Genomic DNA, 24,284 nt, shown 5'->3' with positions numbered 1-24,284 from the left:
AAATGCACGCATTTTTTCAAAAAAAGAAGCAAGACGACACCGCTTGCTACTACCGTTTTTTTATGATACCGCATGCGATTCGCTTACCTGCATTTCCTGCTGGCTGAGACATCCCATCATCTTTCCCTTCATGGATCACAATGGATGTTCCTTCTTTTGTAAATAGACCATTTTTCTCTTCTGATAAATTGACATTTGGAGCTATTAATTGTACTTTGACCGTTCCATCTTCTTTCACGATCAAATTCGGTAAATCACCTGCGTGCGCCCCTTCTGGATGAAGAAGACCATGTTCTTTTCCTTCTGGATTAAAATGTTCCCCCGCTGATTTAAATTCAGGCGGTTCGCATGTTCCTTTGTCATGAATATGCATCGCATGCTCCCCTGGTGGAAGTCCTTTTAAATCAATATCTAATTTTACTCCTTGAGGTTGTTGGGACATTTTAATCGTTCCAAGCGAGTCCCCGTCTTCATTAATCATATTGACATTGACGTTTTTTACTTGTTGTTCCATACAACCGCTTATAAGTAATAAAACGAAACATACAATGACTTGGCGCACAATAAGCCCCCCAACTACATATTTACCACTTATTATGCCCCTTCTGTGTTCATTTAATCGTCTACTTGTTGTTTTTTCAACTGTTCTTCTAATTGTTTCGCTTTTTCCTCTTGACGCTTTGAAATTTTTATAATCAGTCTCATCGTCAACACCGCAGCGATAAAAAATGCTGTAAATGAAATCGCCGCAGGAATGTATTCTGTTTTATCTTCTGGAAAGTATAGAAACAATCCAAATATGATGTTAGCCATACGATCAACCTCTCCATATGTCATCTCACTCATTATATCATAAAGGCAATTGTATCACTTTGCAAAAAGGAATATAATTGGATTCGTAAACAAAAAAGGGAGGCGTATTCGTTTGAAAAACGTCGTAATCCACAAAGTCATTACATTTGTATTCACAGAGGCACAATTGAGGGGGTATTGGAACGAAAAGAAACAAAAAATTCCATTTGAATCTTTAACAAATGAGCAGTTGATGGCATTAGCTGAAGACATGTTAGCAAACTCTTCTCATAGCCAGCTCGAGCAACATATTTTAGATCATGGCTGGCGTGTAAAAGAAGAAATAGAAGGACAAGTGCTTGCAGAAGATGACTCACGTGAACATGTGCATGTGGAAGTGATCGATACAACGAAACAAGGGTCGCCATCGACGAAATTGTTTATCGATCGTTTATCACAAATCGAATGTTCACAATGTGGATTTTCTTTTTATGTTCGCAATGTAAACGCTGACACAACACATTTAAAATGTCCAAGCTGCCTTCAGCTACTAAAAAACTGAGAGAAGAAAGGAATGACAGATCGTGCATGAGGCAATGACTCATGAAGTAAATAACTTCCAATATTATGTGGCCATTGCAATCTTTTTGATTACATACGCCATTATTATTTCAGAAAAAGTGAACCGAGCTGTGATTGCTTTATTAGGTGCCGCTTTTATGATCATTTTCGGCATTGTCGATTTACATCAAGCGTACACGCATCATATCGAATGGGGAACGATTACGCTTTTAATCGGAATGATGATTCTTGTTAGCATTACGAGTAAATCAGGCTTTTTCCAGTATGTTGCGGTCAAAGCTGCAAAAATGGCAAAAGGAAGCCCAATTCACATTTTAGTCATTTTATCATTGCTAACAGCTGTTCTTTCTGCCTTTCTGGACAATGTTACAACTGTTTTATTAATCGTCCCGGTTACATTCTCTATTACACGCATGTTAGAAGTAGAGCCTGTTCCATTTTTAATTTCTGAAGTCCTTTTCTCAAACATTGGCGGAACAGCGACATTAATTGGAGATCCACCAAACATTATGATTGGCTCTGCCAATAAACATTTGACGTTTAATGATTTCTTATTTAATTTAGGTCCTGTTGTGTTAATCATTATGCTCGTTATTGTCGTTATTTTGTATGTCTTTTATCGCAAACGCCTTCAAGCAAATGCGGAACTCATCGAACGGCTGATGAAAATCGATGAAAAACAATATATTAAAGACGCGGTCCTATTGAAAAAGTCTGTTTCTGTTCTTGCGTTAACCATTTTAGGTTTTACACTTCATTCAATCATTCACGTTGACGCAGCCGTCATCGCGATGACGGGAGCTGTCTTTTTGATGCTTATTGGGGTAAAAGAGCACGATTTAGAGGAAGTATTCGCTTCTGTTGAGTGGACAACCATTTTCTTCTTTGCCGGATTGTTTACACTCGTCGGTGGGCTTGTTGATATTGGGCTGATTAAAAGTTTGGCAGAGAAAGCTTTAGAAGTCACAGGGGGCGATATTCACTTCGCATCTTACTTAATTCTTTGGGTATCTGGCATCGCTTCTGCAACGATCGACAATATCCCATTCGTTGCAACGATGATCCCGCTCATTCAAGATATGGCTGTTGGCATGGGGTTATCGCCCGACTCTGCACAAATTGATGTATTATGGTGGTCATTAGCACTTGGCGCTTGCTTAGGCGGAAATGGAACGTTGATCGGAGCATCAGCAAATGTGATCGTAGCAGGAATTGCGTCACGTGAAGGACACGGGTTCAGCTACTTTGATTTTCTGAAAATTGGAGCGCCACTTACGCTCATTTCTTTACTGATTTCACACGCTTATATTTTCATTCGTTACTTATAAAACGCTCGCCTTTGAGCGTTTTTTTCTTTTTGTCATATACTGCTTGCAAGGAGGGAAAAAGATGTATCCAAATGTTGATATTACGCAATTTACACAATCGGCAAAAGCGATACAAAAGCTCTTTAAAGACGCGACTGCTATTTCTACAAAAATTGAAAAAGATCCGACCTTTGCAAAACAATTGATGGAGAAAGCGCAACAATCAAAACAAGAAGAAGTACAGAAACAACTTCAATCTATTGGCATCGAATCAGAAATAAAAATTTCTTTTAATCCAAATACAATCCATATTACGCTTTCTCCAAAAAAAGGAGAGTCGCCTTGTTGCCAACTCACCTTTTTTCTTTACTGGCGATAATTCGGTGCCGCCATTTGTTTTTCACCAATATACGCTGCATCGCGCAAATCATGCCCATCATCTGTTTCGCTGACATGAATAATATCTTCTTTTGCACCTAATCGATTTGCGCGAAGCAGTTGTTCTTCTTCTCTCATTTTCATCCCTCCATATCGTTATGTTGTACAAGTACATCCCACTTATGTATTGACTTGTTTTGTTTTATCATATACCATTTCGTTAACGAATAAAAAAAGGGGGTTAACAAATGCGTGCGAAAGATTTAACGTTTATTGCTATGTTTGCAGCATTAATGGCGATTGGAGCAAATATTACATCATGGGCTCCTTTTCTCATCATCGGGGGCGTTCCGATTACGCTACAAACATTTTTTTGCGTATTAGCCGGCGCCATTCTCGGAGCAAAACGCGGCGCGATCGCTATGACGGTTTATATGCTAATTGGATTGTTCGGCGCACCTGTTTTTGCACGTTTTAGCGGAGGATTTTCAACAGTGATCTCTCCAACATTTGGATTTATTCTTTCTTTTATTCTCGCGGCATACGTAACTGGCTTACTTATTGAAAAAAGCAAAAATCGTTCGATCGCGCGTTTTGTGATCGCAACAATCATCGGTATGGTCATTAACTACATATTCGGCACAAATTGGATGTATATGGCATTTAAATTATGGGCTGAAGCACCTGAAGGTTTCTCGTATCCAATGGCATGGAGCTGGATGCTCGTTCCGCTTCCAAAAGACATCATTTTATCAATCGTCGCAGGCGTCATTGCACCACGTATTTATCGAGCGTTAAACGATCAACAAACATATAACAAATATGTTGCCTAAAGAAAAAAGGAAGTTCGGTTATAGCCCGACTTCCTTTTTCTTTATATATTGTTGTCGAAACACTTGCATCGATTCATTTTCGTTTAGTGCGATCATCTCTTGCTCCGATAATTTTCCGTCTCCACGTTTAACAACATACACGTTTACTTTTTTCTTTCCCCAATGCTTATACACATCATCTACCGTTTCGTAATACAAATCAATTTTATGGCCTTTAATTGCCGAACCCGTATCTGCAACGACACCATATCCGTATCCCGGGATAAATAAAATCGTTCCAATGGGGAAAACATTCAAATCTGCAGCAATCGTCGAATACAAATCACGTTTCACACGCACACCCGAATATGTAATGCCGTAACTCGGGTGATCGGGCGTTTTTCCCGTTGACTCCACTCCTGCTGTATATCCTGTCGCTACAACCGTAACAGACGGATATTGTGACCAATCAAATGCTTCTTCTAACGTCAGCGATTCGTTCGTTGTTTGTCTTGACGATAGCTGTGTCACTTGCTTTTCATGTTTTCGAAAGCGATCGGTGACATATTCATACGTATGTGATGAAAATAACGATTTAAACGAGAAAAAAGAAAAACGTGAAGGTGAAAACCAATCAGATAACATCTTTGCTTCAACGCCCGATATAGATTGAAATGTCGTCATGAATGCACACAAAAACAGCACAACCATGGTCGTTCGTCTTAACCATTTTATACCCATTTATTCACTCCTCCCACGGTTGTATTTCTTTCCAACATTCAAAAAAAATATACATCAACCGTGAGGGAAATAAAAAAACCTCCACAACTGTGAAGGTTTAAAACATCCGGTATCCTTTTTTTCGTAACGTCTGAATGACAACACCTGAAACAATGGCACCAACAATACCGCTACTTAAAATCATTAAATCAGCACCCGCTAACGATCCAATGCGCTCTTTCACATGCGCAAAGGAAGCAGATGGATTTGTCACGTAGTCCATTACAGAAATTTGATCGATCCACAATAATAAAACAAATGGGCTTAATATCGCCATCGTCCACGTTGTTCGCAAAATCATATTTAATAAAAAGCCAATGCCGAAAAATAAAACGAAAAACAATAAAATAGAAATGAATAAAACCGGGATGCTCATCTCCATACGTTCTCACCTCCAATACACCATTTTAAGTGTACTGAAAGCGAAAACACGAGTCAATTATTGCTTTATCACCACTTCATCTTTTTCTATCCCCGTTCCCTCGCAATAGTGACACGTTTCCGAACCACCGACTGCAACATGAACATAACCGTTCCCCGAACAATATTGGCACGTTGTTTTATTCATAACACTTTCCTCCTTTTCTTAATTTTCTGATAATTATACATAAAGATAAATGATTTGTAAAGAAAAAACGAGCGAAACATTACTTCGCTCGTTTTATAGTAGTTTGAATTTCCCTTTTTTCGCAACAAGTGTTGGGCCACCAATTAAGTAAAGCGCACGGTTGTCAATGACTTTTTTCATGACGCTCGCTTTTGTACCCCAAATTTTCTTGCCAAATACGACACCAATCGCATCGTCATGACCAAGCGAACATACTGTTCCTTTTAAGTCTGGTTTAAACGGTTGTAGTTCACCTTGACCACGAATTAATACAGCTAAGTTTTTCGCGCAAACTTCCCCTTGTTGCATCGCAATTTGGGCTGTTGGAGGGTATGGACGGTTCGTTTCTTCGTTAATCATTAACGCACAGTCCCCGACAACAAATACATCTTCATGTCCTGGGGCACGTAAGAACGGATCGACTTTGACACGACCGCGCATCGCTTCAAAACCCGATTCGTCAATGACGCGACTTCCACGTACTCCAGCTGCCCATACAACCGTTCCGGCCTTAATTTCTTCAACTTGGTCATCTTTGCTAACGATAATGCCTTCCGGTGTACATTCTTTAATTGCTGTGCCGATTTTAAACTCAACACCTTTTTTCTCAAGAACATTTACCGCATACTCAACAAGTTCTGGATCAAAGCCAGGAAGAACGGTTGGAGCCGCTTCTACGCAAATGATGCGCACTTTATTCGGATCGACATCATATTCACGGCAAAGTTCAGGAACACGGTTAACTAGTTCCCCTAAAAATTCGATTCCTGTAAATCCTGCACCACCAACTACAATCGTCAAACGCTCATCACGTTTTTCTTCTTCCGTGCTATATGTCGCAAACTGATACTCAATATGCTCGCGAATTTGACGAGCGGCATTGACATTGGCAATTGAAAAAGCATGCTCTTTCAGTCCTTTAATGCCAAACGTTTCTGATTCAAAACCAAGTGCAACAACTAAATAATCATACGTTAATGGCTCATGATTTTGAAGCAATACTTGTTTTTGTTCTAAGTTAATTTTTTCAACCGTATCTTGAATGAATTTGACTTTACTTTGGTCAATGACATCAGCAATCGCATAGCGGACACGTTCATGATGCAACGTTCCTGCTGCCGCCTCATGCAACCATGTGGATTCATAATGGTAATCATTTTTGTTAACAAGCGTAATGCTTGCTTCATTGACGCCAATCATTTTTTGTAAACGCGTCACTGTCATTAATCCACCATAACCTGCACCTAATACAACGACATTTGGCTTCTTCAAGCGAATCACTTCCACCTTTTCTTATTTTTTTTAGCTTGTACTTTTTGAACGATTTTTATCGTTTAGAAAGTTTGTGAATTTATTCACGAAATAGACCAAAAAAATACAACGTTTTGTAACAAAGTTGTCATTTCTACGTTAACATCTTATTCTTTTTTTCTCTCTTTTTCAAGAGGTATTTGTTCAATTTTTGGCCATAATTTTTGTCGAGCGTATGTCGAAATTTTCAAAACAACAAAAGCGCGCAACCAGTTTTTATGGTATGATAATACATGAAAATTTGCGTTTTAGGAGGAATGAACGTGAAAGAAGATCAAAAATTATACGATATTACCATTATCGGTGGTGGACCTGTCGGCTTGTTTACAGCGTTTTATGGTGGTATGCGTCAAGCGAGCGTCAAAATTATCGAAAGCCTTCCACAACTTGGCGGACAACTTTCCGCACTTTACCCTGAAAAATACATATATGACGTAGCTGGTTTCCCGAAAATTCGCGCACAACAACTGATTGACAACTTGAAAGAACAAATGAGCAAATTTAACCCGACCGTTTGCCTAGAACAGTCTGTTGAAAAATTAGAAAAACTAGAAGATGGTACATTCAAACTAACAACAAATAAAGAAATTCACTATTCAAAAGCGGTCATCATTACTGCTGGAAACGGTGCATTTCAACCTCGTCGGTTAGAACTCGAAAGCGCAGCACAGTACGAAGGTAAAAACTTACATTACTTCGTTGATGATTTAAATAAATTCGCGGGTCAAAATGTGCTCATATGCGGTGGTGGCGACTCTGCAGTTGACTGGGCACTTATGCTTGAACCGATTGCTAAAAAAGTGACGATCGTACATCGTCGCGATAAATTCCGCGCACATGAGCATAGTGTCGAAAATTTAATGAACTCATCTGTTGATGTAAAAACGCCGTTCGTTCCTGTCGAATTGATCGGAGATGAAAACGGGATTAAACAAGTCGTTCTAGAAGAAGTAAAAACGAAAACACGCGAAACGATGGACGTTGACGCAGTCATTGTTAACTATGGGTTCATTTCTTCACTCGGTCCGATTAAAGAATGGGGACTTGAAATTGAGAAAAACTCCATTAAAGTAAATTCCAAAATGGAAACAAATATTCCAGGAGTATATGCTGCAGGCGATATTTGCACATACGAAGGAAAAGTGAAATTAATTGCTTGCGGATTTGGTGAAGCACCAACAGCAGTCAACAATGCGAAGTCATACATCGATCCAAACGCAAAAGTGCAACCACTTCATTCTACATCAATGTTTGAGTAACTCGAAGCCCCTCTCTTAAGAGAGGGGCTTCGAGTTATCATTTTGATTTGTCACATTTTGAATCGTCGTAGCTATTTCCTCATGTAGCACGGAAGATGCTCGTAATTGCTCCATCTCTAACTGTAACTTTTTTGTATAATTTCTCATCTTCACAAACTTCCATCCACCAACTAGAAAAACGATAAGTGCTCCAAGAGTAACGGAGCCTAAAATAACAATAACTAATGGGGTCTCGAAATAACCAACAATATAATTTACTTCAACATTTTGGATGTTTGCGATAGAAAATAGCGCGACAAGTAATGCAAACATAAGAGCAAAGATAATATTTCTTTGTCCTTTCATATTCTGTCCCCTCCTAACATTCTTCCGGCGTTCCAGCATGAGTCGCTGTACGGAACGATGAACCGCAGCCACATGAAGCAATAGCGTTCGGATTATGAATCGTAAATCCCCCACCCATCGCTCCTTGTTCATAATCAATCGTCGTTCCTTTTAGTACAAGCGCGCTCTCTTTATCGACTAATATACGTAAACCATCCTTTTCAAACTCATGATCATCTTCACGCTTATGATGATCGAATCCCATCGCATAGGATAATCCGCTACATCCTCCACCATAGACGCCAACACGGAAATAAGCGTTTTCTTCTCCGCTTTCTTTCATCATCTGCTTCACTTGCTCCACTGCTTTTTCTGTTAACAACACGATTTGTTCCATTCGACTTCACTCCTTTTTAATAATAGTATACACCTGTACAAATCGTTTCTGCAGCACCGCGCATCAACACATCTCCATTTTCCTTCCATGTAATATACAAATCGCCACCAGCTAAATGCACAACCGTTTCTTCATTTCGCTTCGTTTTTCCGTTTAACACAGAGGCCACAACCGCTGCACACGCCCCTGTTCCGCACGCTTGTGTCACACCCGATCCTCGCTCCCATACACGAAAATGAAGTTCACGCTCATTGACCACTTCCACAAACTCGACATTAACCCCTTCTGGAAAGCGAGCATCTTTCTCAACAATCGGTCCAAGCGTTGTAACCGGCGCATGTTCGATATGATCAACATAAAACACCGCATGAGGATTTCCCATTGATACACCTGTCACATAATACATATGCCCTTCAAATTCGATTGGTTCGCTAACAACAACGTCATCCTCTTTTCCTATCATCGGTATTTCGGCGCGAGATAAACGAGGCTTTCCCATGTTTACCTCTACACTATTGACCTTCCCATCTTCAACAAAAACACGAGCTTCGACAAGACCTGATAACGTTTCAATTATAAACTGTTCTTCTTGAACGATTCCGTGTTCATATGCATATTTCGCTACACACCTCAACCCGTTACCACAGTTTTTTCCTTCTGATCCATCGCTATTAAAAATACGCATTTTCACTGGAGCCACATCGGACGGACAAATTAAAATGAGCCCATCTGAACCAATTCCTGTATGCACATTTGATACACGTTTTGCAATATACGATAATTCCTCTTCTGCTAAACGCTCTTTGAACATATTTACATAAATATAACTATTTCCAAGACCATGCATTTTTGTAAACAAAAAACTTCTCATACTTCCCCTCCGCATACATCTTTAATAAAACTATACATCGTCATCATAACCGTGACAACTTTTTTACAAATACATAAAAAGTCACAGTCCATATAAGAAACATATAGTATAATGTTACTATCAAACAATATAAGGCAGGGAACATCATGGACATTTTGTATGATCGTACCGTCACGTGTCTTGTTTGCAAACAAACATATACAACGAAAAAGGTTCGCTCACGTTTCATCCGTCCGATTCAACATGACACTGACTTTTGTTCATATTATGCAAGCGAGGAAGCAAATCCTCTTTTGTATTACGTTCATGTTTGTCCACACTGTGGATTTGCGGCAACAGAGGAGTTTTCGACATATTTCCCACCACAAACATTGGAAGCAATCCAACAAAATATTTGCGCCAATTGGCGTGGGAAAAACTACGGTGGAGCTCGAACATTTGCTGAGGCGATTGATACATACAAACTCGGTATTTATTCAGCCACATTGAAAAAAGAAAAACATATTGCACTCGCTGGACTTTATATGCGCCTCGCATGGTTGTATCGTTCAAAACAACAACATGAAGAAGAACAACGATTTATGCGATTAGCGCTCGAGCAATACAGCGCTTCTTATGAAGCAGACGATTTTGTTCACACGCATATGTCCGAAGTACGCTTATTGTACTTAATCGGAGAGTTATATCGTAGACTAGGAAAAGAAAAACAAGCAATTATTTACTTTTCACGCGTAATCGCTCGAAAAAAAGAGACGATTGAACAAGGGATCGTCAACATGGCTTACGACCGTTGGCAAGAAATTCGCGAAGAAAAAAAGGGGGCACAGTAGCCCCCTAAAACATTGGATTTTCCTCAATGTATGCATACACTCGTTCCACAAGTTGTTCCACATCTTCTGCTGTAACAATATCCCCATTTACCATCGCAAACAACGTATTGGCGCATTTCCCACAGTACCCTAAACACCCATATTCAATAATATCTAAATTAGGATCTTTCTCCAATTGCTCTAGTGCACGTTGAGATCCGTTTGCTAAATTGCTTATACAAAATTCAACGATTGGTTTTAACAATGTATTCACCTCAATCCTAATATTATAACACTTTTAATAAAAATGATGTAATATTGACATGTAAAAATCAGCTTAATTATTCATGCTTCTCGAAAAAATGTTGTTATTTTGTCACAATTTCGTTATACTTTTAATGGTCGAATTTTATCAAAAGGGGAAAGCTTCCATGAGAAACCTCGTGCTACTTGGTGGCGGATACGGAAATATGCGCATCTTGCTCCGCATCCTTCCAAATTTACCAGAACATATTCATATTACATTAATTGATCGCGTTCCATACCATTGCTTAAAAACAGAATATTACGCTTTAGCTGCTGGAACAATTAGCGATCAACATATTCGCGTCCCGTTCCCAGAACACCCTCGCCTATCTTACGTGTTCGGTGAGGTCAAAAAAATTGATTTACATCATGAAGTTGTGCATCTTCAAGATGGGACATGTATTCCATACGATGACTTAGTCATCGGTTTAGGCTGCGAGGATAAATATCACGGTGTGCCGGGTGCAGACATTTTTACTTATAGCATTCAAACAATCGATAAAGCAAGAGAAACGTATCAAAAACTAAGCAACCTCCCACCGCATAGCATCGTTGGTGTCGTTGGAGCTGGATTAAGCGGTGTAGAACTGGCAAGTGAATTAGTTGAAAGCCGTCCAGACTTACACGTAAAACTATTTGATCGAGGCACACGTATTTTATCCATGTTTCCTGAACGACTAAGTCATTATGTAGAACAATGGTTTCATTCACATGGTGTTGAACTCATTCGTCAATCAAACATTACAAAAGTCGAAGAACATACGCTGTATAACCACGATGAAGCAATCCACTGTGATGCGATTGTGTGGACTGCTGGTATTCAACCGAATCGTGTCGTTCGCGAGCTGAATGTTGAAAAAGACAACCAAGGTCGCGTCGTGTTAACACCGCGACATCATATTCCGAATATAGAAAATGTATACGTTGTTGGGGATTGCGCGAGCTTACCGCATGCCCCGAGCGCTCAACTCGCTGAAGGTCAAGCAGAACAAATCGCTCAAGTATTGCAAAAACGGTGGAAAGGCGAAGAACCACCGAGTGAATTTCCACCAATTAAATTAAAGGGTGTTTTAGGGTCATTAGGTAAAAAACATGGATTCGGTCTTGTTGCTGATCGTCCACTAACCGGGCGTGTCCCACGCCTTCTTAAATCAGGCGTTTTATGGATGTACAAGTACCATAATGGATATTAATTCGACGCACCGTTTAAGTCAAATCCATAAGGGCGAGTTACTTCGCCCTTTTTTCAATCGCTTCATAAATATTTTTCAGTCTCGGGTTTCCTTCGTCAACGATCTCACCATTGATGACAACAACAGGGTAAAACAAGTCCTCATCAATGACCTTTTGCGCAAATTGACGTTTTTCTTTATCTTCGGGTGGCGAAAAAATATCGACATACACGAACTGAAATGAATCATCTGGATATTTGCGTGAAATAGCCGCTTGAAGCCATTCATACGTATCTTTTGATGATGGTGCACCGACACAAGAAGGACAAATGATATCCGCCCCATACACACATATTTCGATCATATTCATTCTCTCCTCTGGAAAAAAGTTAAGTAACGTGAATAGATTTTTTTTATCATGATGATTATAATAAAATTAATGAAAGGAGTCGATGAAAATGGCAGATCAAGATATTAAACAACAAGTACAAGAAGTATTAGATAAACTTCGTCCATTTTTACTTCGGGATGGCGGAGATTGTGAGTTAGTCGATGTGGAAGATGGCGTTGTTAAACTTCGCCTTCTCGGTGCATGCGGAAGCTGCCCAAGCTCAACGATTACACTAAAAGCCGGCATTGAGCGCGCATTGCTTGAAGAAGTTCCTGGCGTCGTTGAAGTTGAACAAGTGTTTTAATAAGAAAAGGGTGTCCCAAAAATGCTTGGGCACCCTTTTTATTTTTCTAACGCCATCCGATATACACAGCTACCTGTCGTCTCTACGGATAGTATGCGAACATCGCAATGCGGAAAAGCTACTTGTAACGAAGCATATACTTCTTTTCCTCTCCCTCGTTCTGCAAAACAGAGCACCGTCGGACCAGCGCCACTTAACGCAACACCAAACGCTCCATTCCGCTTCGCTACTGTGCGCACATGTTGCAATTCAGGCACGAGACTTTCCCGATACGGTTGATGAAATACATCTGCATCCATCATTTCACCAACAAGCGACCAGTTGTGCGTTAACAATGCAGCGACGAGCACGTTACTAATGGCGCTTGCCTCTACTGCCTGTTCACGCATAAATACACTCGGAAGAACGGTGCGAGATTTTTTCGTTTCCAATTCATATGTTGGAATGACAGCAATTAAATCAAGGGGTATGTGCGGAATATGCACGACATGTGTACGTTCTTCTAAATGGCTACCAATAACTAATCCCCCGTACAAAGAGGCACCAACATTATCAGGATGACCTTCATACATGCTAGCTACCCGCATTTTTTCCTCTTTCGACAAACCGAGACGTCCAAGCTCATTTGCTAGTTCAATAGCCGCTACAATCGCTGCAGCACTGCTGCCAAGCCCGCGAGTAAACGGAATATTACTTGAGACAAATACGTGACAAGGCGGCAACGTCACACCATACTCGCTCGCTAATTTGCTTGCTACTTGATAAATTAAATTGTTTTCCCCTGTTGGAATGCTTTTTACTTCATTTGTTTTCGGTATAAATTCCCACGATTCTGCACGCACGACTTCCAACGTTAAATGTAGCGATACAGCTAATCCGATCGAGTCAAAGCCAGGACCGAGATTGGCTGTGCTTCCTGGCACGACAATTTTTAACATCTCCCCATCATTCATTGAAGAACAGCTCCTTGAATATGTGCAAACACCGCTTCTTCATCATTCGGCAAAACGATCGGCTGTATATTCGTTGCTTCCATCGCGACATTCGGATCTTTCAATCCATTTCCTGTAAGAACAGCAACAACACGGCTTCCTTTTGCAATTTCCCCACTTTCTACTTGTTTCATCACACCGGCGACAGATGCGCACGAAGCAGGCTCTGCAAAAATTCCTTCTTCGCGTGCAAGTAAGCGATATGCATTTAAAATTTGTTCGTCTGTTACTTCATCAATTTTTCCGCCCGATTCGTTGGCGGCTTGAACAGCATATTCCCAACTCGCTGGGTTACCAATTCGAATTGCTGTCGCAATCGTCTCAGGATTTTCAATCACTTCATTGCGTACAATCGCTGCTGCTCCTTCCGCTTCAAACCCGCGCATTTCTGGTAGCTTCGTCCCATGCTTTTCATGAAATTGCTTAAACCCTTTCCAATATGCTGTTATATTCCCTGCGTTTCCTACTGGAATCGCAAGAATATCAGGCGCTTGCCCTAGTTGTTCACAAATTTCAAACGCTGCTGTTTTTTGCCCTTCAATCCGATACGGATTGACCGAGTTGACAAGCGTGACAGGGGCAATCTCACTCAAACGACGCACCATTTTTAACGCGTGATCGAAGTTTCCTTGAATCGCAACAATTTCTGCCCCATACATGACCGCTTGCGCCAACTTCCCGAGCGCAATTTTCCCATCAGGAATAACGATAATACAACGCATATTTGCCCGAGCAGCATATGCCGCTGCTGCTGCAGACGTGTTACCTGTTGAAGCACAAATAATCGTATCGCTTCCTTCTTCCTTTGCCTTAGCTACAGCCATCACCATTCCGCGATCTTTAAACGATCCTGTCGGGTTAGTTCCTTCTGTTTTGACGTATAACTCGACACCAAGCTTTTCGGACAAATGAATAAGCGGAATGAGAGGCGTATTTCCTTCATTTAACGATAACATCGGCGTTTGATCTGTCACTGGTAAATAGTCACGATAATGATGCAGCAACCCTCTCCACATTACAATGCACCTTCCCCTTCTACCCGATACGAACTTTTCACTTCTTCAACAACTTCTAAATCACGCAACTGCTGCAATACATCACGATAATCTTTTAAAGAGGCTTGATGTGTAACGAGCACAATTTCAGCTAAGTCTTTTTGTTTTAAAGGAAGTTGTAAAATTTTTTCAAAACTCACTCCCCGTTCTGAAAAGAGCGATGTAATTTTCGCAAACGCCCCCACTTGATCTTTCACATGGATGCGTAAGAAATATTTAGAGTATATTTCGCTATCGTCTTTTAAACACTTGTCATATTGCGGAGTAACCGCACTTCTTCCGTTCACACCGAGGCGCATATTTTTCATAACAGCAACTAAATCGGACACAACAGACGTTGCTGTCGGCAAGCTTCCTGCCCCCGGACCGTAAAACATCGTCTCTCCGACTGCTTCACCGTAAACGTAAACCGCATTATATTCATCGTTCACAGACGCAAGTGGATGCGTTTCAGGTAGCAATGTTGGTTGTACGCTTACTTCTACTTTGTCACCATCTCGATGAGCAATACCAATTAATTTCATCGTATAACCGAGTCGTTTACTGTAGTTTAAGTCTTCCTCTGTAATCCCTGTAATTCCTTTCACATACACATCTTGTAAATCGATATGCATCGAAAAGCCGAGCCGAGCTAAAATTGCCATTTTCCGCGCCGCATCTAATCCTTCCACATCTGATGACGGATCCGATTCAGCATATCCAAGCGCTTGCGCCTCCGCCAATACTTCTTCATATGGTCGATTAAATTTGCTCATTTTTGTTAAAATGTAATTCGTCGTTCCGTTCACAATCCCCATCATTTTCGTAATTCGATCGGAAGCTAATCCGTCCACGAGGCTGCGCAAAATCGGAATACCTCCAGCTACGCTTGCCTCATAAAACAAATCGCAACCGTGTTCAGATGCAACCGAAAGCAACTCTGTTCCATATAAAGCCATTAAATCTTTATTCGCTGTAACGACATGCTTTCCATTTTTTAATGCTTGTAATATATGTTGTCGCGTTTCTTCAATGCCCCCCATCACTTCAATAACAACATCAATGTCCGGGTCATTAATCACTTCTTCTACATGTGTTGTTAATACCGCCCTTGGCAAAATGACATCTCGTTTTTTGCTAAGATCACGAACTGCAACCTTTTTTATTTCAACAGGACAGCCAATTTGATGCATCAATTTATCTTGATGGTTTTTAATAATTTTAACTACCCCACTGCCAACCGTTCCTAATCCTAACAATCCAACTGATACGCTTTTTACCATCTTCCCCACCTCTGTTTTTCTGTAATGAACATTTGTTTTTGTATAGTAGACATTATAGAGGATCTCTATTTCTTTTACAATCCTTATTTTCATTATCGTACCACATGAAAACGTTTTATGTTTAAAAATTTTCTAAAAAAAACAAAAAAGAGCCTATTGGCTCTGTATGGCTGTATAAGGTTTCCTCCCTTCTAAGACAGCGATGACGTTTCGACAACATAGCTGCATCATCGCGTATCTCGTTTCTTTCGTTGCGCTTCCGATGTGCGGTAACGCAACAACGTTTGGCAATTGTAAGAGCGGATGATCCGAACGAATCGGCTCTTGTGCAAATACATCCAATCCCGCACCAGCAATACGCTCATGTATAAGCGCCTCATATAACGCTTCTTCGTCAACAACCGCTCCACGTCCGACATTAATAAAGATTGCTGATGATTTCATTTTCATAAATGCCCTACTGTTAAACAATTGATACGTTTCGTTCGTTAACGGAGCTAAACAGACGACAAAGTCTGCTTGTTCTAGCAATTCATCAAACGAACAATACGTCGCATCGAGCGCTCGTTCCGCTTCTATATTTCGCGAACGATTATAGTATAAGACGCGCATATGAAACCCTTTTGCTCGCTGCGCAACCGCTTGACCAATTTTACCCATTCCGACAATCCCAATTGTTTTATGGTGAACATCTGTCCCTGCAAGTAAAAGCGGACTCCAACTTTTCCATTTTCCTTCTTTTATAAACTCAGCTGCTTCAATTAATCTTCTTGCCGTTGTTAACAGGAGAGCAAATGTTAAATCCGCCGTTGTTTCTGTCAATACATCTGGGGTGTTACAAACAATAATCCCTCGTTTTGTCGCTGTTTCTACATCAATATTGTCGTAACCGACAGCTACATTCGCAATAACACGAAGCTTTACACTTTGTTTCAATAACTCCTCATCAATGCGATCAGATAGCATCGTGATCAACGCTTCCGCTTGATTTGCTTCTTTGAACAACACATCGCGCGGTACGGCAAGATGCTCATGCGGCCACATGTTTACATCATATTTGTCGTATAACGGAGCAACAATATCGTCTGGTAGTTTTCTTGTAATAAATACATATGGTCTCCCCATATTTTTGACCCCTTTCGCACATCGTCCTCCGCTTCATTGTAACATATTTATAACCAATCAAGACGAGGAATGGAAACAGTAGTCATGTCATGAAAATGACGAAGCTTTTGTTCATATATATCGATCTCTTCAAACACTTTGCGTAATTGCTGCTCATATCCTTGTCTTATGTCTCCTTCAGCTCCATAATATTTTTCAATCGCTTGAAAATAATGAAGCGGAAAGAGCAAACGAGCATAAATCATTCGCCAAAAAAACTGGCTAAGCGGTTGCACCTGTTCGTACGTTCGTAAAAAAAGGACAATCGTTTCGTCTGATTGTTTCATAAGCCATTGCTTTCGTATCCATTCGGAAACATCGCGACTTGCATGATCAAACACCCAATCCGTCGGTATTTTCCCCATTGCCCATGTTTCAGGAGCAAATTGCTCATGACAAATCGTCGGTAGATCACTACGCAACGGAACTTCATCTAACTGCGTATCCATAACATACTGAATCGCATTTTCAACCAATCCGACATAATACGGAAACGTTTCAATAAACTGTTCGTCTATTTTACTCTTTTCATAAGATCTCACTTGCAATTGCCAAAATTGTTCTAATTGATCAATCCGTTGCCCCCATAGCTCTCCCCATTGCCCAAATCGACTACGCGATGAAACTGCATACGGATATGTGCGTCCACGCTGGTGAAATAATGCGAGCTGGTGTGCAATATCACCCGTTTGCATCCGATTTTCAATTTTCCATACACTCACTTGTTTCCCTTGCAGCACACCAGCAAACCGCCCCGTTTTCGTTGGTAGCAACGTGGCGATCGTGTCGTCACCTTGTGCCCGCATATACATCGCCATGTAATATAATTGTTGCATATCGCTTTCTTTTTCATTTGTTGGCACCACTATATATATGTCATTTCCACTTCGAACAAAAAAACGATCTCCTACTGCCTCCATATGATCAACTTGAAAATAATAATCCATGCACATCCCTCCTTCTTTCATGTATATGTTTAAAAAATACGTATAAACTTCATATGAGAGAAGAAATCAACGCACGTTTCATAAAAATCGCACATACATTGTAAAAAATAAAAAATGAAATAGGTGAAGTTGGAATGGAGGAAAAAAAGATAGGAAAAATGGAGAAAATCGCACGACAATGGCTTGCGGATCGCGGGGTAACAATCGAACATATTGCTGAACTCGTTTATTATTTACAATCGAAATATCATCCGAACTTACAAATGGACGAGTGTATTTATAACGTGAATCGAGTTATTGCGAAACGCGAAGTGCAAAATGCATTATTTACAGGCATCCAGCTCGATATGTTGGCAGAGAAAGGGTTACTACAGGAGCCGCTTCAATCATTTATCGCAAAAGATGAAGGATTATATGGAGTAGATGAAATTTTAGCGCTTTCGATCGTCAATGTGTATGGTTCCATTGGTTTTACGAATTACGGTTATATTGACAAACAAAAACCAGGTATTTTAAAACAATTAAATGATAAATCTTCTGGTTACTGTCATACATTTTTAGATGATATCGTTGGGGCGATTGCCGCTGCCGCTTCAAGCCGTTTAGCACATCGGGCGGCTCACGTTGAATAAATATAAAAGGTGCCTGCACTAGGCACCTTTTATATGCGATCCGTCCATTCTTTTAATGAATCAACGACATACGTTGGTCGTTGCTCATACGTTTGTAACATTTCTCTCGTCGTCACGCCTGTATGAACGAGAAGCGTATCAATCCCGGCATTCATTCCCGCCATAATATCCGTATCGTAGTTATCCCCGATCATTAAAGTCTCTTCTTTCGGCACACCAAGCACTTCAAGCGCTTGTTCCATAATAATTTTTTCTGGTTTCCCAATAAAAATAGGTTTTGTTTGCGTCGACACAGCAACAACCGATGTAAGCGAACCGTTTCCAGGTAAAAGTCCGCGCTCCGTCGGAATCGCAATATCTCCATTTGTCGAAATAAACAGCGCTCCGTTGCGAACAGCTAAACAGGCAATGGCCAATTTTTCATAGTTAATGCTACGATCAATGCCCATCACAACAACCTCGGCATCTTCATTCGCAAATGTAAACCCTTTTTCTTCAAGCGCTCGGCGAATACCATCTTCTCCGATGACATAAACTGAGGCATTTGGCTTTTTCTCATAAATATAATTTGCTGTTGCTTGGCTTGTCGTAAATACTTGATCCTTCGTAGCAGGGATGCCAAATTTCCGTAGCTTTTCAGCCACTTGTTCTGGCGTGCGGGAAGAGTTATTTGTTACAAATAAGTATGGAATACCTTTTTCATAAAGACGATGCACGAAAGCGCATGCCTCTTCAATGCGTTCTGTCCCACGATACATCGTACCATCTAAATCAATTAAATATCCTTTATACGTTTTCACCTTTGCCACTCCTTTTGACAACTTGCACGTTCACACTTTAACGCAAAACAACTGCACTTGTCAAAAAGAGCGCAACGAATGTCAACGATTGTTCATTTTTTTCGCTTAATATGGTAACGACACGCATCATCCCCATCAGCTAAACACGTCTTCGGCACAATTTCTGCCTCGTGAATGAGCGTTTCAAACAAATTTCGTTCGCACTCACAAGCAATCGGATACGCTTGTGCGACTTCTGCGATCGGACAGTTATGTTCCACTAATTCAAATGAACCATCGTCGTATTGTAACAACTCCGACATATATCCATGCTCATTTTGTACCGCTACAAGTTCTTTTATTTTCTCATCAAACGATTTATCGCCAAATTGTTGCTCATATAGCTTTCTCATTCGCTCTTGTCGATTTTGAAACAACTCTGCTACGATTTGTTTTCCGCCCATTTGTTCTAAATCAGCTAAAAAATCAAGCATTGTTTGCTGATAATGGCGCGGAAACCGCTGATGTCCTTTCACGCTTAATTGATACACGTTTGTCGGTCTCCCCATCGGTTGACGAACAAGCGTCGATTCAATGAGTTCTTCACGTTCTAACGCACTTAAGTGACGGCGCACAGCCATTTCTGTAATTTGTAATTGTTCCGCCATTTCACCGACAGTTAACCGCTTTTGTACTTTTAACATTTTCAAAATTTGCTCTTTCGTAGAAGAGGTTTTTTTTCGCATCACTTTTCACCCTCTTCCATTTTATACGATTTTCCCTATACACACAATTTTTAAACATTTTCATTTAAAAAGGCGGACACGGGCCCGAGTTCATTGTGTAAATACGTGCGAATAGCAAGTGGAAATGACTCGAGTACTTGTTTATGTTTCTGCAGTACTTCAAACAATTCGTCATGCGGCACCGCGATGTATTGTTGAACGAGCTTTTTACGAAAATGAATGACTCGTTTTAATGCTTCTCCATCTTCAACTGACAAGACACGTTCATCAACTAAAATGTCAATAATGTCCTCATAACTTCCCGGGTCGCGCATAATAAAACCGTCAATCATTGCGTTGCCAACGTCAATGATCGATTCAATAATAACATGCCCTATACGTTCAAGCGCCAATTTCTCGACCGGTGTATGAAACGATGGTTGTATATAAGAAACGACGTTCTCCATATATTGCAATGTCTTCTCAATTTTTTGACGATCAACAAAATACATCATTCATCTTCCTTTCTGCTTTTTATTTTATTGTAGCATAGCGCTTTCTTTTACACAGCTAACAGAAATTTGTTAAGATGAAGAAGCAAACAAAAACATATGGAGGTTTAAGTATGGAGCGTTTCTTTTTATATGATGATACAGTCGACACAAAAACACGTTTTGTCAGCTTCGTTGGTAAAAATGAGCGATTTGATTTAGCGATCGTCCAAACAGACCGTTTTTATGGAAAAGTGCTTGTGCTTGATTTACAAAGTAATCGATATGCAATTATCGGCTCAGATGACTTACAAGAATCTGGATATATTGAGCACGTATACAACTTAAACGAAGAAGATGCAAATGAGTTGCGAAGCTTCTTACATGAAATTGTCGGTTAAGTGGCACGCTATGTAAAAAAACGAAAGGAAGAGCGTGACATGACCGATGAAACATATCATGATTTCTCAACGGTAGAAGCAAGGAGAAATTTTCTCGTTCCAGAAACATTGCCTGAAGGTCCATATGGTGCGCCACGTGGTGAACATGAACCAGTACAAAACAAAAGTACGCCATGGCAGAAAGGACAACGATATTACAGCGCATTTAATTATGAATACAAATCACTACATCAAGACATTCCGCGTCAAGATCCAGGTGCACATCCTGTTCACGATGACCCAAATAAAAATGGACAACAGCCATATTCATGAAAAAATAGGTCAGCTCGTCTGACCTATTTTTTCACTTTACGCAACACAAAGTATGCACAACCAAAATTGCAATATTCAAATAAATATTCCGATAATGTGCTAATTTTCGTATCATATGTCGCTTTTTGATTGTGATCATCAAAAAACCCACGCAAACGAAGTTGGTTATATCCCCAATCACCAACAATGTAGTCATATTTATTTAAAATGTCTGTGTAGCGGGCACGAAACGCTTCTTCATTGAACCCATTGCGCACATTTTCAACAAGCTCATAACATATATTATGAACGCAAATCATAGTTCTCACCTCTTCTTTCCATTTCTATCATAAAACATGTCTTTCTCCCAAGCAATCACCATTATGATCCTTTCCATAAAACGAATAATAAAAAAGAAGGGGGGAGTTCATTTGCGGAATACGTGGCTTATAACAGGAATCAGCGTCATCTCCTTATTCTCTGGCTGTGCTCAAATGAACGAATCAACATCTTTGTATGAAAAAAGCGGAACAACCATCAATGTTCGTTCACGAAACGATTTATATAACGAACATGGTGTGCGAAATGGGATGGATTCGCGTTTAACAAATTTCGGTTACGTTCGTCATCAGAAAAGTCCGATTCCAGGAGACACGACACAATATGCAACCATTCCTGTGTTAAATCGTGAAAATGTTGCTGATTTAATCAGTAAGTTATGTACACAACTTCCGAACGTTTATGACGTTGGAACACTCGTCACAGATGATACCGTCTTTGTTGTTTACAAAACAGATAGCGCAAATCGCTTTGAAACGGCCGATCAAGTAAAGAAAACGGCTATCTCTGTCGTACCGCGCTATTATCACGTGTACGTTTCGGACAACCCACGCATGTTCCAAGACATTGAGCGGTTCGGCCGTTTAGACGCAAATAGTCAAAATGTTGATCAAATTTTACAACAAACCATTAACGACATGCTGAAATCGCCACAAGGGAGAAAAATAAGTAGCGGTGAAAACGAAAATGGTGTACAACGAGAAGAAATGAATATGATGCAATAAATAAAAAGGATGTCCCGCCTACATGAAAGGGGGCATCCTTTTTTATTTATTTACTCATTCGCTTTTGCCGATTGTACTTGTTCATCTGCATGATAAGAAGAACGAACGAGCGGACCAGATTCACAATGACTAAATCCTTTCGCTAACGCAATTTCTTTTAATTCCATAAACTCATGTGGATGGTAATATTTTTCTACTTTTAAATGCTTTTTTGTTGGCTGTAAATATTGTCCAATTGTTAAAATATTCACTCCGACTGCACGTAAATCGTCCATTGTCTCTAAAATTTCTTCCTTCGTTTCACCAAGACCGACCATTAAGCTTGATTTTGTTGGAATATCCGGTTGCATTTCTTTTGCACGACGCAAAAATTCGAGTGAACGTTCATATGTGGCACGTGCACGAACGCGCGGAGTGAGACGACGAACGGTTTCGATATTATGATTTAAAATATCCGGACGAGCGTCCATTAACGCTTTTAAGTTTTCATATACTCCGCCCATATCAGACGGTAATACTTCAATCGTCGTTAACGGATTTTTACGTCTAATGGCGCGTACCGTTTCGGCAAATACTGCAGCCCCACCATCTTTTAAATCATCGCGCGCTACAGCTGTCACAACGACATGTTTTAAATTCATTAAACGAACCGATTCAGCGACACGTTCCGGCTCTTGCCAATCTAATTCCGTTGGCAAACCTGTTTTCACAGCGCAAAAACGGCAAGCGCGCGTACATACATCGCCTAAAATCATAAACGTCGCTGTTCGGCGAACCGCCCAACATTCATGAATGTTTGGACAACGCGCTTCTTCGCATACGGTATGCAATTGTTTTTCGCGCATCATTTTTTTTAAGCCTGTATAATGTTCATTCGTATTTAACTTTATTTTTAACCATTCTGGTTTGCGAAGGTGTTGTTCTTTTGTTGACATCTTTTTCACGCTCCACTCGTTAATGTACATTACCCATTATACGAGTTATTGACTTATAATACAAAACAGTTTGTTTTTCCAACATTTTTTATTTATGAAAACAGCCGATTACCTCAAACTAATGATATGAATATCGGTGAAAGGAGAAAAAGTGCGTGAAAACATTATGGTGCATCATCCTTCTTCTTTTCATTCCGCTACAATCATTCGCTGCTGCACCAAATGATCTATATAATAAGCGAATGGAGCTTTATAAAAAAGCAGAAGCGATTTCGTTGATCCCATGGTATTATTTTGCAGCGGTCGATCAGTATGAACGAAACATTCGCCAAGCGCGTCGAGATTTGCCAAAATTAACAGGAGTGATTGGCATTTACATTCCTCCTGAGCGCTGGGCAGGACCGCTCAATAAAAATCAGGAAGATCAAAATCCTTTTACCATTAGCCAATTTGGTGGCATCGGCATAGATGGAAACGGGGACGGCATCGCCGATCGAACAAACGATGAAGACGTATTATTCGCATTTGCTCGCTTTTTGCGATCATATGGCACAGACCATACACATATTAAAATGGCGTTATGGGATTACTACGAACGAAGCAAAACCGTCGATATTATTTTAGGGAAAGTAAAGCTATATAAACATTTCGGAACAATAAAACTTGATCAATATGCCTTCCCGATTCCGCGACGATTTGAATATAGTTACCGTAGTACATGGGGAGATGCACGCGGCTGGGGCGGACGACGTATTCATGAAGGAACAGACATTTTTGCCCATTATGGTACACCGGTTCGCTCAACATGTTACGGCATCGTTGAATTAAAAGGATGGAACAAATATGGGGGATGGCGTATCGGTATTCGAGATATAAACAACACGTATCATTACTTTGCACATCTCAACGGATTTGCCAATGGCATAGAAGAAGGTTCCATTGTAGAACCTGGCATGTTAATTGGTTCCGTTGGAAGCTCTGGGTACGGTCCACCTGGAACATCAGGCAAATTCCCACCGCACCTTCATTACGGCATGTACAAAGATAACGGCTATACAGAATGGTCGTTCGATCCATACCCTTACTTAAAACAATGGGAACGACAAGAACGCACGAAAAAAAGATGAGGCTTCTCGCCCCATCT

The 24,284-nt window shown here is 40.4% G+C and carries 35 protein-coding genes; 13 read left to right on the top strand and 22 right to left on the bottom strand.

What is annotated here, in order from left to right:
• Nucleotides 1-49: 49 nt before the first annotated feature.
• Together HNQ82_RS11905 and HNQ82_RS11900 are read right to left on the bottom strand one after the other, a co-directional pair.
• Complete coding sequence (locus tag HNQ82_RS11905; RefSeq protein WP_183249867.1) at nt 50-562, bottom strand: superoxide dismutase family protein; 513 nt, start codon at nt 560-562, stop codon at nt 50-52.
• A 53-nt stretch (nt 563-615) separates the two neighbouring features.
• Entirely contained in the window at nt 616-813 is a 198-nt protein-coding gene (locus tag HNQ82_RS11900) for a hypothetical protein (protein WP_032101096.1), read from the bottom strand.
• A 112-nt stretch (nt 814-925) separates the two neighbouring features.
• Here HNQ82_RS11900 and HNQ82_RS11895 point away from each other — a divergent pair, with 112 nt between their 5' ends.
• The 3 genes from HNQ82_RS11895 (at nt 926) to HNQ82_RS11885 (ending at nt 3,060) form a co-directional block, all read left to right on the top strand.
• Nucleotides 926-1,354, top strand: a complete 429-nt coding sequence (locus HNQ82_RS11895) for a hypothetical protein (RefSeq protein ID WP_183249865.1) — start codon at nt 926-928, stop codon at nt 1,352-1,354.
• 34 nt (nt 1,355-1,388) lie between these two features.
• Nucleotides 1,389-2,702, top strand: a complete 1,314-nt coding sequence (locus tag HNQ82_RS11890; RefSeq protein WP_221261160.1) for an ArsB/NhaD family transporter — start codon at nt 1,389-1,391, stop codon at nt 2,700-2,702.
• A gap of 61 nt (nt 2,703-2,763) precedes the next feature.
• Nucleotides 2,764-3,060, top strand: a complete 297-nt coding sequence (locus HNQ82_RS11885) for a YuzC family spore coat inner layer protein (protein ID WP_032101099.1) — start codon at nt 2,764-2,766, stop codon at nt 3,058-3,060.
• Here the strand turns inward: HNQ82_RS11885 and HNQ82_RS11880 are convergent.
• Complete coding sequence (locus HNQ82_RS11880; RefSeq protein ID WP_167338105.1) at nt 3,048-3,197, bottom strand: hypothetical protein; 150 nt, start codon at nt 3,195-3,197, stop codon at nt 3,048-3,050. The genes HNQ82_RS11885 and HNQ82_RS11880 overlap by 13 nt on opposite strands.
• A 110-nt stretch (nt 3,198-3,307) precedes the next feature.
• Here HNQ82_RS11880 and HNQ82_RS11875 point away from each other — a divergent pair, with 110 nt between their 5' ends.
• Nucleotides 3,308-3,892, top strand: coding sequence for a biotin transporter BioY (locus tag HNQ82_RS11875; RefSeq protein ID WP_183249863.1), 585 nt, complete (start codon nt 3,308-3,310; stop codon nt 3,890-3,892).
• Nucleotides 3,893-3,910: 18 nt separating this feature from the next.
• On the opposite strand, the gene HNQ82_RS11870 is transcribed toward HNQ82_RS11875, so the two are convergent.
• The 4 genes from HNQ82_RS11870 to HNQ82_RS11855 form a co-directional block, all read right to left on the bottom strand.
• On the bottom strand, nt 3,911-4,612 hold the full coding sequence (locus HNQ82_RS11870) for a 3D domain-containing protein (protein WP_183249861.1): 702 nt from the start codon (nt 4,610-4,612) through the stop codon (nt 3,911-3,913).
• A 97-nt stretch (nt 4,613-4,709) separates the two neighbouring features.
• Nucleotides 4,710-5,033 carry a YuiB family protein gene (locus HNQ82_RS11865; protein ID WP_032101102.1) on the bottom strand — a complete coding sequence of 108 codons (324 nt, stop codon included), beginning with the start codon at nt 5,031-5,033 and terminating at the stop codon, nt 4,710-4,712.
• Nucleotides 5,034-5,090: 57 nt separating this feature from the next.
• Nucleotides 5,091-5,219, bottom strand: a complete 129-nt coding sequence (locus HNQ82_RS11860; RefSeq protein ID WP_183249858.1) for a YuiA family protein — start codon at nt 5,217-5,219, stop codon at nt 5,091-5,093.
• 93 nt (nt 5,220-5,312) lie between these two features.
• A complete protein-coding gene (locus HNQ82_RS11855) occupies nt 5,313-6,539 on the bottom strand; it encodes an FAD-dependent oxidoreductase (protein WP_183249855.1) in 1,227 nt (408 codons plus the stop codon).
• A 293-nt stretch (nt 6,540-6,832) separates the two neighbouring features.
• Between HNQ82_RS11855 and HNQ82_RS11850 the strand changes: the two genes are divergently transcribed.
• The gene (locus HNQ82_RS11850) at nt 6,833-7,828 is read left to right on the top strand and encodes an FAD-dependent oxidoreductase (protein WP_183249854.1); all 996 of its coding nucleotides are present in this window, start codon (nt 6,833-6,835) and stop codon (nt 7,826-7,828) included.
• Between the two features lie 15 nt (nt 7,829-7,843).
• On the opposite strand, the gene HNQ82_RS11845 is transcribed toward HNQ82_RS11850, so the two are convergent.
• The 3 genes from HNQ82_RS11845 to dapF are packed head-to-tail and all read right to left on the bottom strand — an operon-like array spanning nt 7,844 to nt 9,420.
• Nucleotides 7,844-8,173, bottom strand: a complete 330-nt coding sequence (locus HNQ82_RS11845) for a LapA family protein (RefSeq protein ID WP_032101104.1) — start codon at nt 8,171-8,173, stop codon at nt 7,844-7,846.
• A 13-nt stretch (nt 8,174-8,186) separates the two neighbouring features.
• Nucleotides 8,187-8,549 (bottom strand): HesB/IscA family protein, encoded by a 363-nt coding sequence (locus HNQ82_RS11840; protein WP_032101105.1) that lies wholly within the window; start codon nt 8,547-8,549, stop codon nt 8,187-8,189.
• 16 nt (nt 8,550-8,565) lie between these two features.
• Complete coding sequence (gene dapF, locus HNQ82_RS11835; protein ID WP_183249852.1) at nt 8,566-9,420, bottom strand: diaminopimelate epimerase; 855 nt, start codon at nt 9,418-9,420, stop codon at nt 8,566-8,568.
• A 146-nt stretch (nt 9,421-9,566) separates the two neighbouring features.
• Here dapF and HNQ82_RS11830 point away from each other — a divergent pair, with 146 nt between their 5' ends.
• On the top strand, nt 9,567-10,250 hold the full coding sequence (locus HNQ82_RS11830) for a DUF2225 domain-containing protein (protein WP_183249849.1): 684 nt from the start codon (nt 9,567-9,569) through the stop codon (nt 10,248-10,250).
• A gap of 4 nt (nt 10,251-10,254) precedes the next feature.
• Here the strand turns inward: HNQ82_RS11830 and HNQ82_RS11825 are convergent, their stop codons facing one another.
• Nucleotides 10,255-10,494, bottom strand: coding sequence for a YuzB family protein (locus HNQ82_RS11825; protein WP_183249847.1), 240 nt, complete (start codon nt 10,492-10,494; stop codon nt 10,255-10,257).
• Nucleotides 10,495-10,660: 166 nt separating this feature from the next.
• Between HNQ82_RS11825 and HNQ82_RS11820 the strand changes: the two genes are divergently transcribed.
• Nucleotides 10,661-11,728: an NAD(P)/FAD-dependent oxidoreductase gene (locus HNQ82_RS11820; RefSeq protein ID WP_183243954.1), complete on the top strand. Its 1,068-nt coding sequence runs from the start codon at nt 10,661-10,663 to the stop codon at nt 11,726-11,728.
• A gap of 37 nt (nt 11,729-11,765) precedes the next feature.
• Here the strand turns inward: HNQ82_RS11820 and HNQ82_RS11815 are convergent, their stop codons facing one another.
• Nucleotides 11,766-12,071, bottom strand: a complete 306-nt coding sequence (locus tag HNQ82_RS11815) for a YuzD family protein (protein ID WP_183249845.1) — start codon at nt 12,069-12,071, stop codon at nt 11,766-11,768.
• 94 nt (nt 12,072-12,165) lie between these two features.
• Here HNQ82_RS11815 and HNQ82_RS11810 point away from each other — a divergent pair, with 94 nt between their 5' ends.
• A complete protein-coding gene (locus HNQ82_RS11810; RefSeq protein WP_003398276.1) occupies nt 12,166-12,402 on the top strand; it encodes a NifU family protein in 237 nt (78 codons plus the stop codon).
• Nucleotides 12,403-12,440: 38 nt separating this feature from the next.
• Here the strand turns inward: HNQ82_RS11810 and thrB are convergent, their stop codons facing one another.
• From thrB to yutH, 5 genes are all read right to left on the bottom strand, one after another.
• Nucleotides 12,441-13,355 (bottom strand): homoserine kinase, encoded by a 915-nt coding sequence (gene thrB, locus HNQ82_RS11805; protein ID WP_183249844.1) that lies wholly within the window; start codon nt 13,353-13,355, stop codon nt 12,441-12,443.
• Nucleotides 13,352-14,410, bottom strand: coding sequence for a threonine synthase (thrC, locus tag HNQ82_RS11800; RefSeq protein WP_183249842.1), 1,059 nt, complete (start codon nt 14,408-14,410; stop codon nt 13,352-13,354). The genes thrB and thrC overlap by 4 nt, the downstream gene beginning before the upstream one ends.
• Nucleotides 14,410-15,711: a homoserine dehydrogenase gene (locus tag HNQ82_RS11795; protein ID WP_183249840.1), complete on the bottom strand. Its 1,302-nt coding sequence runs from the start codon at nt 15,709-15,711 to the stop codon at nt 14,410-14,412. Before HNQ82_RS11795 ends, thrC begins: the two co-directional genes overlap by 1 nt.
• A 153-nt stretch (nt 15,712-15,864) precedes the next feature.
• Nucleotides 15,865-16,836, bottom strand: a complete 972-nt coding sequence (locus HNQ82_RS11790) for a 2-hydroxyacid dehydrogenase (protein WP_183249838.1) — start codon at nt 16,834-16,836, stop codon at nt 15,865-15,867.
• Between the two features lie 47 nt (nt 16,837-16,883).
• Nucleotides 16,884-17,822: a spore coat putative kinase YutH gene (gene yutH, locus HNQ82_RS11785; RefSeq protein ID WP_183249836.1), complete on the bottom strand. Its 939-nt coding sequence runs from the start codon at nt 17,820-17,822 to the stop codon at nt 16,884-16,886.
• Between the two features lie 134 nt (nt 17,823-17,956).
• Here yutH and HNQ82_RS11780 point away from each other — a divergent pair, with 134 nt between their 5' ends.
• Nucleotides 17,957-18,454: a phosphatidylglycerophosphatase A family protein gene (locus HNQ82_RS11780; protein ID WP_183249834.1), complete on the top strand. Its 498-nt coding sequence runs from the start codon at nt 17,957-17,959 to the stop codon at nt 18,452-18,454.
• 29 nt (nt 18,455-18,483) lie between these two features.
• Here the strand turns inward: HNQ82_RS11780 and HNQ82_RS11775 are convergent, their stop codons facing one another.
• The 3 genes from HNQ82_RS11775 to HNQ82_RS11765 form a co-directional block, all read right to left on the bottom strand.
• Nucleotides 18,484-19,254, bottom strand: a complete 771-nt coding sequence (locus HNQ82_RS11775) for a TIGR01457 family HAD-type hydrolase (protein ID WP_183249832.1) — start codon at nt 19,252-19,254, stop codon at nt 18,484-18,486.
• Between the two features lie 92 nt (nt 19,255-19,346).
• Nucleotides 19,347-19,979 (bottom strand): helix-turn-helix transcriptional regulator, encoded by a 633-nt coding sequence (locus HNQ82_RS11770; protein ID WP_032101118.1) that lies wholly within the window; start codon nt 19,977-19,979, stop codon nt 19,347-19,349.
• Nucleotides 19,980-20,029: 50 nt separating this feature from the next.
• A complete protein-coding gene (locus HNQ82_RS11765; protein WP_032101119.1) occupies nt 20,030-20,470 on the bottom strand; it encodes a DUF86 domain-containing protein in 441 nt (146 codons plus the stop codon).
• A gap of 113 nt (nt 20,471-20,583) precedes the next feature.
• Between HNQ82_RS11765 and HNQ82_RS11760 the strand changes: the two genes are divergently transcribed.
• Together HNQ82_RS11760 and HNQ82_RS11755 are read left to right on the top strand one after the other, a co-directional pair.
• Nucleotides 20,584-20,850: a DUF3055 domain-containing protein gene (locus tag HNQ82_RS11760; protein ID WP_032101120.1), complete on the top strand. Its 267-nt coding sequence runs from the start codon at nt 20,584-20,586 to the stop codon at nt 20,848-20,850.
• Nucleotides 20,851-20,889: 39 nt separating this feature from the next.
• Complete coding sequence (locus HNQ82_RS11755) at nt 20,890-21,162, top strand: hypothetical protein (protein WP_032101368.1); 273 nt, start codon at nt 20,890-20,892, stop codon at nt 21,160-21,162.
• Nucleotides 21,163-21,185: 23 nt separating this feature from the next.
• Here HNQ82_RS11755 and HNQ82_RS11750 read toward each other — a convergent pair whose 3' ends face one another.
• Nucleotides 21,186-21,461, bottom strand: a complete 276-nt coding sequence (locus HNQ82_RS11750; RefSeq protein WP_032101121.1) for a YutD family protein — start codon at nt 21,459-21,461, stop codon at nt 21,186-21,188.
• Nucleotides 21,462-21,572: 111 nt separating this feature from the next.
• Between HNQ82_RS11750 and HNQ82_RS11745 the strand changes: the two genes are divergently transcribed.
• Nucleotides 21,573-22,205, top strand: coding sequence for a YhcN/YlaJ family sporulation lipoprotein (locus tag HNQ82_RS11745; protein WP_183249830.1), 633 nt, complete (start codon nt 21,573-21,575; stop codon nt 22,203-22,205).
• A gap of 50 nt (nt 22,206-22,255) precedes the next feature.
• Here HNQ82_RS11745 and lipA read toward each other — a convergent pair whose 3' ends face one another.
• Complete coding sequence (gene lipA / locus HNQ82_RS11740; protein WP_342413233.1) at nt 22,256-23,170, bottom strand: lipoyl synthase; 915 nt, start codon at nt 23,168-23,170, stop codon at nt 22,256-22,258.
• Nucleotides 23,171-23,295: 125 nt separating this feature from the next.
• On the opposite strand from lipA, the gene HNQ82_RS11735 reads away from it, so the two are divergent.
• A complete protein-coding gene (locus tag HNQ82_RS11735) occupies nt 23,296-24,267 on the top strand; it encodes a peptidoglycan DD-metalloendopeptidase family protein (RefSeq protein WP_183249827.1) in 972 nt (323 codons plus the stop codon).
• Nucleotides 24,268-24,284: the final 17 nt, after the last annotated feature.

Source organism: Anoxybacillus tengchongensis, from assembly GCF_014201585.1.
Taxonomy (GTDB): Bacteria; Bacillota; Bacilli; order Bacillales; family Anoxybacillaceae; genus Anoxybacillus; species Anoxybacillus tengchongensis.
The sequence above is the reverse complement of the archived record's forward strand: the minus strand, read 5'-3'. Positions and strand labels throughout refer to the sequence as shown.

Excerpts from the sequence above, each read along its gene's own strand:
- yutH (WP_183249836.1), bottom strand. The coding sequence starts at position 17,822 with ATGGATTATTATTTTCAAGTTGATCATATGGAGGCAGTAGGAGATCGT.
- HNQ82_RS11865 (WP_032101102.1), bottom strand. The coding sequence starts at position 5,033 with ATGGAGATGAGCATCCCGGTTTTATTCATTTCTATTTTATTGTTTTTC.
- HNQ82_RS11885 (WP_032101099.1), top strand. The coding sequence starts at position 2,764 with ATGTATCCAAATGTTGATATTACGCAATTTACACAATCGGCAAAAGCG.
- HNQ82_RS11830 (WP_183249849.1), top strand. The coding sequence starts at position 9,567 with ATGGACATTTTGTATGATCGTACCGTCACGTGTCTTGTTTGCAAACAA.
- lipA (WP_342413233.1), bottom strand. The coding sequence starts at position 23,170 with ATGTACATTAACGAGTGGAGCGTGAAAAAGATGTCAACAAAAGAACAA.
- HNQ82_RS11815 (WP_183249845.1), bottom strand. The coding sequence starts at position 12,071 with ATGATCGAAATATGTGTGTATGGGGCGGATATCATTTGTCCTTCTTGT.
- HNQ82_RS11900 (WP_032101096.1), bottom strand. The coding sequence starts at position 813 with ATGGCTAACATCATATTTGGATTGTTTCTATACTTTCCAGAAGATAAA.
- HNQ82_RS11780 (WP_183249834.1), top strand. The coding sequence starts at position 17,957 with ATGGAGGAAAAAAAGATAGGAAAAATGGAGAAAATCGCACGACAATGG.
- HNQ82_RS11770 (WP_032101118.1), bottom strand. The coding sequence starts at position 19,979 with ATGCGAAAAAAAACCTCTTCTACGAAAGAGCAAATTTTGAAAATGTTA.
- HNQ82_RS11880 (WP_167338105.1), bottom strand. The coding sequence starts at position 3,197 with ATGAGAGAAGAAGAACAACTGCTTCGCGCAAATCGATTAGGTGCAAAA.
- HNQ82_RS11860 (WP_183249858.1), bottom strand. The coding sequence starts at position 5,219 with ATGAATAAAACAACGTGCCAATATTGTTCGGGGAACGGTTATGTTCAT.
- thrC (WP_183249842.1), bottom strand. The coding sequence starts at position 14,410 with ATGTGGAGAGGGTTGCTGCATCATTATCGTGACTATTTACCAGTGACA.
- HNQ82_RS11840 (WP_032101105.1), bottom strand. The coding sequence starts at position 8,549 with ATGGAACAAATCGTGTTGTTAACAGAAAAAGCAGTGGAGCAAGTGAAG.
- HNQ82_RS11890 (WP_221261160.1), top strand. The coding sequence starts at position 1,389 with ATGACTCATGAAGTAAATAACTTCCAATATTATGTGGCCATTGCAATC.
- dapF (WP_183249852.1), bottom strand. The coding sequence starts at position 9,420 with ATGAGAAGTTTTTTGTTTACAAAAATGCATGGTCTTGGAAATAGTTAT.
- HNQ82_RS11790 (WP_183249838.1), bottom strand. The coding sequence starts at position 16,836 with ATGGGGAGACCATATGTATTTATTACAAGAAAACTACCAGACGATATT.
- HNQ82_RS11795 (WP_183249840.1), bottom strand. The coding sequence starts at position 15,711 with ATGGTAAAAAGCGTATCAGTTGGATTGTTAGGATTAGGAACGGTTGGC.
- HNQ82_RS11765 (WP_032101119.1), bottom strand. The coding sequence starts at position 20,470 with ATGTATTTTGTTGATCGTCAAAAAATTGAGAAGACATTGCAATATATG.
- HNQ82_RS11750 (WP_032101121.1), bottom strand. The coding sequence starts at position 21,461 with ATGATTTGCGTTCATAATATATGTTATGAGCTTGTTGAAAATGTGCGC.
- HNQ82_RS11845 (WP_032101104.1), bottom strand. The coding sequence starts at position 8,173 with ATGAAAGGACAAAGAAATATTATCTTTGCTCTTATGTTTGCATTACTT.
- thrB (WP_183249844.1), bottom strand. The coding sequence starts at position 13,355 with ATGAATGATGGGGAGATGTTAAAAATTGTCGTGCCAGGAAGCACAGCC.
- HNQ82_RS11755 (WP_032101368.1), top strand. The coding sequence starts at position 20,890 with ATGACCGATGAAACATATCATGATTTCTCAACGGTAGAAGCAAGGAGA.
- HNQ82_RS11760 (WP_032101120.1), top strand. The coding sequence starts at position 20,584 with ATGGAGCGTTTCTTTTTATATGATGATACAGTCGACACAAAAACACGT.
- HNQ82_RS11875 (WP_183249863.1), top strand. The coding sequence starts at position 3,308 with ATGCGTGCGAAAGATTTAACGTTTATTGCTATGTTTGCAGCATTAATG.
- HNQ82_RS11820 (WP_183243954.1), top strand. The coding sequence starts at position 10,661 with ATGAGAAACCTCGTGCTACTTGGTGGCGGATACGGAAATATGCGCATC.
- HNQ82_RS11810 (WP_003398276.1), top strand. The coding sequence starts at position 12,166 with ATGGCAGATCAAGATATTAAACAACAAGTACAAGAAGTATTAGATAAA.
- HNQ82_RS11870 (WP_183249861.1), bottom strand. The coding sequence starts at position 4,612 with ATGGGTATAAAATGGTTAAGACGAACGACCATGGTTGTGCTGTTTTTG.